13 protein-coding genes are annotated in these 11142 nt (G+C 45.5%); 9 read left to right on the forward strand and 4 right to left on the reverse strand.

The genetic code is table 11. The features are described from left to right. From FHS18_RS33790 to FHS18_RS33810, 5 genes are all read left to right on the forward strand, one after another. On the forward strand, positions 1-313 hold a 313-nt coding region (locus tag FHS18_RS33790), incomplete at its 5' end, for a hypothetical protein (protein ID WP_183604780.1). Positions 314-488: 175 nt separating this feature from the next. Further along, positions 489-953, forward strand: a complete 465-nt coding sequence (locus FHS18_RS33795) for a DinB family protein (RefSeq protein ID WP_183604781.1) — start codon at positions 489-491, stop codon at positions 951-953. 188 nt (positions 954-1141) lie between these two features. Then, positions 1142-1285, forward strand: coding sequence for a class IIb bacteriocin, lactobin A/cerein 7B family (locus tag FHS18_RS33800; RefSeq protein WP_183604782.1), 144 nt, complete (start codon positions 1142-1144; stop codon positions 1283-1285). 311 nt (positions 1286-1596) lie between these two features. After that, complete coding sequence (locus tag FHS18_RS33805) at positions 1597-1944, forward strand: hypothetical protein (protein ID WP_183604783.1); 348 nt, start codon at positions 1597-1599, stop codon at positions 1942-1944. Beyond that, positions 1934-2242 (forward strand): hypothetical protein, encoded by a 309-nt coding sequence (locus tag FHS18_RS33810; RefSeq protein ID WP_183604784.1) that lies wholly within the window; start codon positions 1934-1936, stop codon positions 2240-2242. The genes FHS18_RS33805 and FHS18_RS33810 overlap by 11 nt, the downstream gene beginning before the upstream one ends. A gap of 128 nt (positions 2243-2370) precedes the next feature. Here FHS18_RS33810 and lspA read toward each other — a convergent pair whose 3' ends face one another. From lspA to FHS18_RS33825, 3 genes are all read right to left on the reverse strand, one after another. Continuing rightward, positions 2371-2871 (reverse strand): signal peptidase II, encoded by a 501-nt coding sequence (gene lspA, locus FHS18_RS33815; RefSeq protein WP_183604785.1) that lies wholly within the window; start codon positions 2869-2871, stop codon positions 2371-2373. Between the two features lie 531 nt (positions 2872-3402). Further along, positions 3403-4221, reverse strand: coding sequence for an SDR family oxidoreductase (locus tag FHS18_RS33820; RefSeq protein WP_183604786.1), 819 nt, complete (start codon positions 4219-4221; stop codon positions 3403-3405). A 36-nt stretch (positions 4222-4257) separates the two neighbouring features. Beyond that, positions 4258-4800 (reverse strand): PadR family transcriptional regulator, encoded by a 543-nt coding sequence (locus tag FHS18_RS33825; RefSeq protein WP_183604787.1) that lies wholly within the window; start codon positions 4798-4800, stop codon positions 4258-4260. A 332-nt stretch (positions 4801-5132) separates the two neighbouring features. On the opposite strand from FHS18_RS33825, the gene FHS18_RS33830 reads away from it, so the two are divergent. Both FHS18_RS33830 and FHS18_RS33835 read left to right on the forward strand, forming a co-directional pair. Then, the gene (locus FHS18_RS33830) at positions 5133-6761 is read left to right on the forward strand and encodes an alpha-amylase family glycosyl hydrolase (protein WP_246428070.1); all 1629 of its coding nucleotides are present in this window, start codon (positions 5133-5135) and stop codon (positions 6759-6761) included. 13 nt (positions 6762-6774) lie between these two features. Beyond that, positions 6775-7623, forward strand: a complete 849-nt coding sequence (locus tag FHS18_RS33835) for a LysR family transcriptional regulator (protein WP_183604789.1) — start codon at positions 6775-6777, stop codon at positions 7621-7623. On the opposite strand, the gene FHS18_RS33840 is transcribed toward FHS18_RS33835, so the two are convergent. Continuing rightward, on the reverse strand, positions 7620-8276 hold the full coding sequence (locus FHS18_RS33840; protein WP_221401569.1) for an NADPH-dependent F420 reductase: 657 nt from the start codon (positions 8274-8276) through the stop codon (positions 7620-7622). The genes FHS18_RS33835 and FHS18_RS33840 overlap by 4 nt on opposite strands. Positions 8277-8498: 222 nt before the next feature. On the opposite strand from FHS18_RS33840, the gene FHS18_RS33845 reads away from it, so the two are divergent. Both FHS18_RS33845 and FHS18_RS33850 read left to right on the forward strand, forming a co-directional pair. Next, positions 8499-9332: a helix-turn-helix transcriptional regulator gene (locus FHS18_RS33845; protein WP_183604790.1), complete on the forward strand. Its 834-nt coding sequence runs from the start codon at positions 8499-8501 to the stop codon at positions 9330-9332. A 96-nt stretch (positions 9333-9428) separates the two neighbouring features. Next, on the forward strand, positions 9429-10418 hold the full coding sequence (locus FHS18_RS33850; RefSeq protein ID WP_183604791.1) for a quinone oxidoreductase family protein: 990 nt from the start codon (positions 9429-9431) through the stop codon (positions 10416-10418). Positions 10419-11142 lie beyond the last annotated feature (724 nt).

Raw genomic sequence — 11142 nt, forward strand, 5'->3', positions numbered from 1 at the left:
TCTTGGGGTTCTGCACCAGCAGGACAACTTCAAACCGATAGGTTTGACAATCCAAGAATCCCCCACCTCTTTAGGTGGTGGGAGTGTTCAAGCAGGCTTGATCGTCATGAGCGATCATATGTACAACATCAAAATAGAAAGTACGAAGGTTCTAGCTCAGTACCTCGATGTCGATTTCACGGATGGTTCCGACGACCTGAAGGCGATGAGCAGTATCCTCAGGCAAGAGATCGACTCATTGAAAGGATTAAGGAATCTAATCATCGAGGGCAATGATGTTCTGAAGCCCGAAGCGCAAAACCATATCAAGTGAACGCCGCCCGTTCGAATACGGTGTGAACACATACGAATTGGCTCATCCTACAACGAATCATCGAATTGTTCCTTACAGCCCAATAAGCCGGTACTCGCCAATCAGGGAATATGTTAAAATATGGTCATCATTATGCGTCGTTCAACCATCATATTTCCAAAAGGGAGAATGAGAAATGGTTAATTACCTGTTCAAACAATTGCGATTTGTTCGAGGTCAAACATTAAAACAGATACACGGGATGAGCGAGGAAGCAGCACGCACCGTACCAAGAGGATTCAATAACAATATATTGTGGAATCTGGGGCATATTCTTCTTGTTCATGAGAAGTTCTCATTTGCGTTAACGAATGAGAAGATGGAGTTGCCTAAGCAGTTCGCGGAATGGTTTGCTCCAGGGACTAAGCCGGAAAATTGGGGACCGCAGGTACCTAGATTGGATGAAATCGCTCTTTTGCTATCGAAGCAAGTCGATCGGATTGAGCAAATCTTGGAGCGCAGGCTAGAAGACAATCTCGAGCAACCGTTTGTGACTTCGGCCGGTCTTGAATTATCCTCCGTTAAGGAGTGTCTTAGTTTTTGTTTGTATCACGAAGGCATGCATTTTGCAGCGATTAAAGCCCTTGAGCGGCAAATGTAGGAATAAAGCCTGGCTCGCCGCCGCCAAACACGAGACGCTGCGACGGATCAAGGAGGGGCGGCACCGCACACATCTTGTTCAGCTCATCCCAGCAGGACATCAACGCTCGCCTCACCTAATTGGGGTATTCATTGTTCAAATCGAATAATGATAAAATATTCTTATTACATTTGGAGGTGCATCCAGTAATGTCCGAAGATCAAAAAAACGATGAACAAGCTCCCGCTGAACTTGAGATAGATGACATTCAAGAAGAGTTAAGCGAGCAGGAAATGCAAGACGTCAATGGAGGCTGGGGACCAGACGTTCGGATTAAAAGGCGTGGACGCTAAGAAGAGGGGAACCTCTTCTTTTTTTATAGCTTTTTCCCGCCGTGCCGATGCGACAGTGTCGCGTTGTAGGCCATATTCTCCCTGATCGCGGTTTCGAGATCGTTGCGTTCTGTCCGTAATAGTCGAAGATCCGGATTACCACGTCAGCCAGCTCCGCCGGTAAGTTGAAGCTTTGCAGGTTATGTAAAAGTAGCCGAGGAGCTGGGCAACGTCAGTTTCCAGACTAGGCAGTTTAAAGAACCTATTACTATGGTATAGGAGGGGGTCTTATTAGGCTAGGAAAGCTAATCCCTTATAAAGAGGAGTGATAGATGGTGAAGCAACTGGGATTGGTTGTATTAGTGTTAGCTATAATGTCCCTTGTGTCAGCATGCAGAAGTGACAACACAGATAAGACCTCGAGGCCCGAAACCACCATGGAAGTCCAAAATAAGGACCAAGAAAAAGAGCTTTCCAATAATGGAACAAACACGACTCCTGATAAGGAATCCATTGAAAAGTTCTCTTATCTGAACCAACTGTCTCTAGATAAACAGGAGGCCTTTACTCGATTTACAGCTGAGAAGAGCCTGCACAACCTTTACAATTTTACCCCTGAGGACATGGTACTGGTATATCTTTACTGTCTATCAATAGGGCGACCCAGATTTGATATATGAAATTACTTATAATGGAGGGCAACTACCTGAACAAGATAAATTTCGGAAAGATTATTTTGAGTATGCTATGATATATGATTCTGAAACAGCAGTACATTATAGATATTATGATTCTATAAGAGTGGATGAGAGTACAGCTGAGGAGAATAAGGTTACGGTGCTTATTACGGTTAGTATAGAAACAACGACACATTCCTTGGCTTTAGGGCTACAAAAAGAAAATCAGGTATGGAAGTTGGATATCTACGATCTGATCAAAGAAAATATTAATAAAGCTAGCAAGAGTAAGACAGGATAGGTTTTTGAAAACACATTAACTGGGAGAACGTTAGCTTATAAACATTGAGACGGCTGCCAGAACGGCAGCCGTCTTTACGCTGGTGGAATCGGAGCGGAATCGCGACTGGCGCTTGGCCGCGGGCGTAATCAGTCGAGCCGCATGTCTCCGTTCCCTGGAGCTTTGGCTCCTTGATTTTTCACGTCTAGTATCGTATCGAGCAGGATGAGGACGACACCGATCGTGATTCCGATGTCGGCAATGTTGAAGATCGGGAAGATATAGTTGCCGAACGTTAGTTTGAAGAAGTCGACAACCTCCCCGTACAGCGCCCGGTCGACCAGGTTTCCGATCGCCCCGCCGAGGATCAACCCCAGCGCTACCATAAGCAGAGGTCGGCCCGAACTCCGGTTCCTCCGGATGTACCATAGGATGCCGATTACGGCGGCGGTCGTAATTACAATGAATAACAGCCGCTGGTTGGGGAGTATACTGAATGCCGCTCCGTTGTTCTTGTACAGATGAATTTTGAAAAACTCGCCGATCACTGAAATTTGATCGCCTACCTCCATACCGCCAGAGACGATTTTCTTCGTAATCTGGTCCAACAAAAGCAAGACAAGCGCAACCCAGAAATAATAGTATTTCACTACGTTTCCCCCGATTCATTCAACATGGACGGCCAGCCTCAATCTTCAAGTAGTAAGGTCAGAGAAATTATAGCTAGTGAGTACCCCCGAACCATACAAGTACAGCTACCCCCAATAGACCGACCCACCCAGGATGCTTCGCCTTTGTACCAATCAAGATCAAAACCGCCCCAACAAGCATGGAGGCTGCCACGGTGTATTCAAGTACTCTGAATGTACCACTGACCAATGACTGTTGGGCAAGCCATAACAGAAGGATGGCCATGCCCCACCCAAAGACAGTCAGCACATGCCAGCTGGCCCAAAGAATGCGCACGTTAGATTCTCTCAACACGTTTCCGCCATCGGTCGGTATGAAACCATCACGCCTCATTTTTCGAAATATCAGGATCTCACCTAGTACTGTGTGGACAAGTCCAACTACAAATGCGAGGACTGAAGCGGATAAAAGGTACCCGTTCATTGATTTGAACACACCTCCTATACATGTTGATCGTGTGGTTCAATGACGACAGCCCATTTTATGCTGTTTCAAGAAAAGTGCTGGGCTATATTCATTAAATATTCGACTTCATCTGTATTTTCTTTCATATGAATGAGCATCTTTGCATCTTCCCCTACTACATACCGGAATTGACTTGTACCGTCCGTGGCCGCTTGATAGATGGATTCAGCAACAATTTCCGGAGGTGAGGCATATGAAGGGTGCTTCTCCATCTCACCCAATTTACTCCGAAATGCAGTAGTAAATGGTTTATAGTCTGTTAATGCATCATTGAAAAAGAACTCCATCGATCTTCCTCCAAAGTCCGTTTTTATAGCACCGGGTTCAATCAATTTTACTTTGATGTTTTGTGATGCTAATTCATAAAATACCGACTCGGTAAAACCCTCCACAGCAAATTTGGATGAATGATACAGAGACATCGTAGGAAAGGTCACTTTCCCGCCCATAGAAGAGATATTGATCAATAGTCCTCCCTGATTGGATCTAAAGTGTGGCAGCATAGCTTTAGTCATTCTGATTAGACCAAAAACATTCACTTCAAACTGTCTTCTGATCTGCTCTTCCGTAGCTGCTTCTATAAGACCCATTGTTCCATACCCGGCATTATTAAGGAGTACATCAATTCTGCCAAACCGTTTAACAGCTTCCGCTAAGGCGGGTTGAATAGTATCTTCTTTCTCAACATCGAGCCCAAGCACCATCACATTGTCTAATGAGATTAATTCAGTTTCCAGTTCAGGTGAGCGCATAGTGGCTACAACGTTCCATCCTCTTTCAGCAAAATGTTTGACTGTAGCTTTACCAATGCCAGATGAAGCTCCCGTAATAAAAATGGTTTTCATAACATTCCTCCTTAAATTCTTGAGAGAGTTACATCTCTACGTTCTGTCCTGTTCTTGCATTAACTTCTCAAGGTTAACGATCCCCTCGGAGATGGTTGTAAGTTTAGCCTTATATTCTTCTATCCCAATTTGAATGCAGATGATCTGTGCTGGATGCATTTCATTTTTATAAAGCGAATACTGCTCAAGTAATTGATCTAACTTTTTTTGTGATTCCTCTTGGGCTTGTTTCAACCAAATAATCACTTTGCTATACCCAACGAATTCACCAAAATAAAGCCTCATCATAAAATCGGATTTCCTGATACCGTCTCTTTCTAGAGGGGCTAATAAATAAGCGTTAAAACAATCTCTACCTTTAGGGGTTATAGTTAAAAGATTTTTGTTAGGTTTACCGTCCTGGAGCACATTTTCCTTCGAGATCAATCCCTCCTTTTCCATTCGAGCAAGTGTGGGATAAATCGTCCCATAGCTAGAACTAAAGAAATTAGAGAACACATCCTCCAATAACTGCTTGATTTGGTATCCGGTCAATGCTTCTTTCATAAGCATGCCTAAAATAACATCCTGACTGTTCAAAACTGTCCTCCTTGTTTTGTGGAAAATTTTTGAAAACATTGACTTAAATATATCAGACCGATATATATCGTGTCAATATATTAAGCGGCAAATAAAGGAGGACATGGAACCGTCGGATTTACCTGGAAGGTATTGACAAGAGGGTGCTTTCCAAGTAATTTAGAAACTAAGTTAATGAGTAATTTAGAAACTAAATTAATGAGTAATTTAGAAACTAAATTAAAGGCAATGTAACCGAAGGGTTCAACCTCGCTGTATTCAGGGGTTGGGCCTTTTTTTATGAGTGAATGGGCCAGTTTGGTAATGGCGTAGGAGAGGGGTTGCGCAGATTCATGCCAGTAAAGGGAGCTAAAGGAGTAAAGTTCGTTTATATCGGTCAAGATCACGTTAACAGCGTTGCGGTGGCGGGAACCTTTAATAGCTGGAACCACCAAGCCGATTTCATGCAACAAACGGGAGAGCACTGCTGGGAGCTGGAACGAAGGATTTCGAAAGGCAGGCATTTGTATAAGTTTGTAGTTAATGGCGTGCAGTGGATCGTGGATCCGCAAAATCCGAATATTTCTGAAGATGGACAGAATAACTCAGCGATGACCGTGACGGAAAACGGAGAGGTTATCATAAGAACAACCGCCATCTCCGCACAAAATCCCGGATTTATATACGAAAACTATACGGCCATCGACAGTCCGGAGTGGATCAGAAAAGCGGTCATTTACGAGCTTCATCTCAGGGCATTCCATGAGAACGGCTTTACTGGGCTTGCGCAGAAGATCGGTTACTTTAAGCAGCTTGGAGTGAACGTGCTGTGGCTGATGCCTTTTCAACAGGTCGGAATGCAAAAGAGGATTGGTAAATATGGCGATCCTTACGCCGTAAAAGATTATTACTCCATCGATCCAGCCTTCGGAACGGCTGAGGAATTAAAAGCTATGATTAACGAAGCGCATGCCAATGGCATTCGGGTCATCATGGATTGGGTCATGAACCGGGGAAGCGTTGACCATATCTTGACGGAGTCGCATCCCGAATATTTTACGCGGAATGAGAACAATGAGGTCTATTATGAAGTTCCGAACAGGGCGTATTTCGCGGGGCTGAATTTTGATCATCCGGACCTAAGACGTTATATCAAAAAAGCGATGAGCTATTGGCTAACCGAGTTTCAATTCGATGGTTTTCGATTGGATGACTCGGATATTACGCCATCCGATTTTTTAACCGAAATCAGGGATGAACTCAAACGGGAAGGACGGGATGTTGTTCTTATTTCGCAGGCCTATGACGAATATCACCATGTGGACTCCTGCGATTTGACTTATGATGGAAGTCTGAGATCAATAATCAAGGATGTGGCCGAGGGAGCCTTATCGCAGAAGGGCGTAATGGAGATTTATCATTCGTATACATACAGTTTTCCGAGAGGCTCGTTAAGAATGAGATGGCTCGAAGAGAAGGAGCAGTCAAGGGTCGTCGAGTATCTTGGACCCCGGTTAGCTAAGCCTGCGGCTACCCTGTTATTAACCGTTGAGGGCGTTCCTTTCATTATGATGGGACAGGAATTCAACGAGAGAACGTTCAACACTTGGCAATCGCTGTTTGATGAATACCGGTTGGAATGGACTCCATTCGATCAAGACCTATTTGATCATTATCGATTTTTGATTCGATTGCGAACGGAACACGCTGCATTCTGGGATGGAGAGCTCATCTTTATCGAGAACGAAGAAGATAAAGTGTTGTCCTACATCAGGAAAAGCAAGGATGAGGAGTTTCTCGTCATTGTAAGCTTCTCAGAGGCTCCGCTTGTTCTCAGGTTTGAGGAGAAGAGTATCGCAGAAAGAATCGCCGGAGCGGCTAGAGAGGTCGTATACCGGTCCGGGTATTTCAATCCGGGGGATAAGCATCCGCCTGACTGGCGAATTCAACCGTATGAAAGCCTGATTTATCGAATCCATTAACAGGGGGATGTGTATGAATACCGAGTTTTTGGTTGGTTTCATAGAAACGGCTCATAGGAGAAGTATTGCTAAGGCAAGTGAAGCTTTGCACATCACACATACAGCTTTGAGCAAGCAGTTGAGAAGTTTAGAGAAGCATTTCGATGTTCAGCTTTTTGTTCGTTCCTCTCAAGGCGTTGAACTGACGGATGCCGGAAGGATCGTATATGAGTCCTCGAAATCATTGCTGGATCAGTTGTCCCTTTTAGACGATAAGCTGAAACCCTTTCGAATATGGAGCCGTGTCAAAATCGCAACTGTTCCGGATATCGCCACAACGTACTTGGTGTCCGCGCTTCCCAAGCTGCACGATCAGGGCCACGAAGTGGAAATCATTTATCGGCATTCGACGAAAGACGTATATAAGCTGTTGATTGAGGGCGAGGTCGACTTAATCGTCGCCGAGCGCTTCTCCATGCATCCATCGGTATGGTCCGAGGAGCTTCGGAAAGAAGCTTTCTATGTCGTCATGCCTAAGGATCATCCGCTTTCCGGTCAGCAAGATATCTCGCTGAAGGAGTTAAGCGGTCAGCCTCTCGTCCTCTATAACGAAGGGTGTACGATTCGGGCTACATTGACCCAAATGTTTGCAAGTCTTAACAGACCCATGCAAATCAAAACCGAGGTTGGCTTCAGTGAAGTCATCCTCGGTTATGTGGGGAACGGTTCGGGAGTTACGGTCTTGCCGGAAGCACTCGTCTCGCAAATGTATTCCGATCGTCTGGTGCATAGACCCTTAAATCACCCGGACGCTCATCGGTCTATTCATGTGGCCAGCATGAATCAATCGAAAGGCCGGCGCATAAAGGGACTCATTAGTTAGTTTACCGCGATGGGTTCCTTGATGCCGAATAGTTGCAGGGAAATATAGGGGTACGTATTATATCGAAGAGCAAGTTCCAATTCCAGCAGCGTGAAGCGTTCGATTGTTCGATTGTTGTCCAGCTTGCCTGCATGCAGGAATCGAAACGGAAGGGGCTTAACGTACTCCATAAATTGTTGAACAGCATGGTCATCGTTGCCTGTGACCAGTACGTCGCTTACTCGACCTTGGAAATTAGGCTCATCGACGACCTTGAAGAAGGTGTTCTTGAATGCCCCGATAACCGTCGATTCCGGCAGTAAGGCCTGAAGTTGTTCGGCGGAAGATTCCCCCCAGGCGGTTGTAAATCCGCTGAAATCACTGTTAAACGGATTGGAAATATCAACAATGATTTTACCTTTAAGCTGATCTTGGTGAGCCGCTGCCCATTCTTTCAGTACAGAGGCATGGAAAGCAGGGATAATGATATCGGCTTGCTGCGCTGCTTCATATGTGCCAGCAATTACGTTTGAAAGTTGGAGCTGCGTCACAAGCTGCTGTGCTTCTAGCGGATCCCGCGAACCCCATAGGACAGAATGATCGCCGAATATGCTCAATTGTTTCACCAAGGCTTTACCCATATTACCAGTACCCATTACCGAAATTTTCATCATTATCACTCCTTCTTGTTATTGATCTTAGCTTATCAAGATGAAGGAGGTTACAGAAGTTCCGTATTTTCGGAGCCATGCAACTTTTGGTTTCGGTTGGACGAGGACAATGTTAAAGCTGTTGATCATGATTGCCGTACAAAATCATCATTTAAACTGGTATAGTAGTTAACATATATGGATAAATAAGGGGTCGAAAGTTGCGATGAGGGGAGGTCACGCTGGATGTCTATAACCAATGTTAAAAGTAAAATACTTGGGGACTTTCTGAAAACCCGTCGCGAACGGATGAAACCGGATCCTTCCGACGTTGTCGGCCGTTTAGGAAGAAGGCGAACGCCGGGATTGCGCAGAGAGGAGGTCGCGCATCTTGCGGGTGTGAGTCTCACTTGGTATACCTGGCTGGAGCAAGGAAGGGTCGTTACCGTTTCTAAGGAAGTTATCATAAGCGTCGCCAGAGCCCTACAACTGTCTTCGGAAGAATATATGCACTTGCTTGGTCTGGCTAATTACGCTGGAGAAAGAGAATTAAGTCCGAAATCCGAGGAAGTGTATGAAGGTATTCAGGGGATTATCGATCAACTGAACTGCCCGGCTATCATTACCAACCATCGAACCGAAGTGCTTGCTTACAATCGGCTGGCAACCGAAATCATTATTGATTTCCGTGGAGTTCCTACGGATAAAAGGGTGATGACATGGATCCTATTTTCCGATCCTCAGCTGCGCAAGCGGTTGGTGAACTGGGATGAATTCGCTAAATATACGGCTGGGCGTTTTCGTTCGTCTTATGACCAGGAAATTGGCGATCCCTGGTTTGATAAGCTCACAAATCAGCTCTGCGAAGAAAGCGAGGAGTTTCAAGCATTTTGGCGGCTGCACGATGTACAGCAGAAGAAATCCATCCCTTACACATTGGAACATCCCGCCGCTGGGAGGCTGTTTTTTGAATTAACCTCTTTTTCGAATATTAACGGCAACGCCAATCTTCATTGCTGCATATTCACTCCCGTTGCAGGTACGGATACGGAACGGAGACTAGCCGATATCCAGAAATGAAGCCTATTAGTCCGGATACCTGTATAACTGCAAACAGGATGCTTCCTTGGTGGGACCCTATAATGGATTTATCCACCACTGAAGGAGGCTACAAATATGAAAGCTATCATTATGGACCGACCCGAAGGACCTGCGGCCTTGGCGCTATGCGAGAAGCCGGACCTGCAACCGGCTCCAGGCATGCTTACCATCGACGTTGCTTATGCGGGAGTAGGTTTTTTCGAAGTATTGCTAAGCCGTGGGGAGTTCCTTTCTGCTTTTCCTCTGCCCTTAACGCCAGGTTTGGAGGTGTCAGGGTATGTACGCGCCATCGGGGAAGGAGTTGAAGGCTTCTACGTGGGGCAACCGGTTGCCTCGATGACGTTGCATGATCTTAGTGGCTTTGCATCCATGGCGAACGTGCGGCCTGACCTTACGGTACCGTTAGATCAACTGGGGGCGGACCTTGACTTGGCGACTGCGGCAGCCTCCATAGTAAATTTGACTACCGCTTATCTGGCTATTAAAGACGTGTATAGAATGAGAAAAGGTGACAATATACTGGTCCACGGGGCGGTTGGCGGTCTGGGCAGCTTTATAGGGCAAATGGCCAAACGCCTTGGTGCCGGCAAAGTATTAGGAACCGTCGGAAGTGCCGAGAAAATGAAGCAGGCGGCATCCTTCGGATACGATGAGTTATTCATTCGAACCGATTTTGTAGGGCAAACCCATCAGGCAACCGGACACAAAGGCGTTCATGCCGTATTTGACCCGGTGGGGGGGAATATGCGCAAACAAAGTTTAGAGGTGCTTCGACCGCTGGGACAGCTGGTTGTCGTAGGGAACGCGAGCGGGGAAGAAGATGTTATTCATTCTTTTAATCAAATCTGGTTTTCCAACCATCAGATCGCGGGCTTTACCTTAGGGGGATATAGCGACAGTAATCCTAAGGAGACTGGGAAAGCGGCTCGGGAAGCTTTAAGTATGCTGGCAAGAGGAGAGATCCATGCGGAAATTCATGGCGTGTATCCTCTGGAAAACGCAGCAGGAGCGCTTTCTCTCTTGGAAGGGAAGAACACGGTTGGAAAGTTGGTTTTGAAAATATAACGATCCGTTACAAGGGTATAATGGTACGGAAGACGAAATGCGCGGCAGTTGGGACAGGTCCCCAGGCAGCCATTATACAGAAGAGTCTGCGTATAAGTATATGCGCGGGCTCTTTTTCGCCTTTGAAAGGATACGGCGAACCGTATCATAAGTAGGGAGGAATCTTCACTAAGGAAAGCGTCAAAGAACATTGCAATTTACGAGGAGTGAGTTAGAAATGAGTGAATTAACCTGGGAAGTTACCTCCGCACGACCAAGCAAAGGAGCCATCCAAGATGTAGAAAACACAATCGGGATTAAATTCCCTGAAGATTTTATACTGCATGCACTGGAGGTACCCAGGCGGGACTCCAAGTCTCTCTACTTATGACACAGAGGATACACCACATTATGAAATGTAAGAAACGGGCACCGATTTTCAGTAGCCTAACGGGCACTATAGCTTGAATAAGAAAGACAGCAGCCGGTTAATAGATCGGCTGTTTTATTGCGCTAACGGGCAATTTAGCTTCAATGATTTTCTCGAAGACCAGCTCATAAACTTGGGGGAATATCTTGTTTAAATATCAATATTTTTCTATAATTAGGTAAAGTTAGATATGTTAGGCTAAAGGAGAGTCGAAATACAAATGCGGAAGTAGCTAGGTTTACTTGTTCATACTAGTGTAATAATTCATCCATGACTTCGGGAGGAAAAGATGTCATCCTTGAAAAATAGAATTGC

It is taken from the genome of Paenibacillus phyllosphaerae (assembly GCF_014192105.1).
Lineage (GTDB): Bacteria > Bacillota > Bacilli > Paenibacillales > Paenibacillaceae > Paenibacillus_Z > Paenibacillus_Z phyllosphaerae.

Bases quoted from the DNA above. Each gene is read 5' to 3' on its own strand.
- FHS18_RS33795 (WP_183604781.1), top strand. From the start codon at position 489: ATGGTTAATTACCTGTTCAAACAATTGCGATTTGTTCGAGGTCAAACA.
- FHS18_RS33800 (WP_183604782.1), top strand. From the start codon at position 1,142: ATGTCCGAAGATCAAAAAAACGATGAACAAGCTCCCGCTGAACTTGAG.
- FHS18_RS33805 (WP_183604783.1), top strand. From the start codon at position 1,597: ATGGTGAAGCAACTGGGATTGGTTGTATTAGTGTTAGCTATAATGTCC.
- FHS18_RS33820 (WP_183604786.1), bottom strand. From the start codon at position 4,221: ATGAAAACCATTTTTATTACGGGAGCTTCATCTGGCATTGGTAAAGCT.
- FHS18_RS33830 (WP_246428070.1), top strand. From the start codon at position 5,133: ATGCCAGTAAAGGGAGCTAAAGGAGTAAAGTTCGTTTATATCGGTCAA.
- FHS18_RS33835 (WP_183604789.1), top strand. From the start codon at position 6,775: ATGAATACCGAGTTTTTGGTTGGTTTCATAGAAACGGCTCATAGGAGA.
- FHS18_RS33840 (WP_221401569.1), bottom strand. From the start codon at position 8,276: ATGATGAAAATTTCGGTAATGGGTACTGGTAATATGGGTAAAGCCTTG.
- FHS18_RS33845 (WP_183604790.1), top strand. From the start codon at position 8,499: ATGTCTATAACCAATGTTAAAAGTAAAATACTTGGGGACTTTCTGAAA.
- FHS18_RS33850 (WP_183604791.1), top strand. From the start codon at position 9,429: ATGAAAGCTATCATTATGGACCGACCCGAAGGACCTGCGGCCTTGGCG.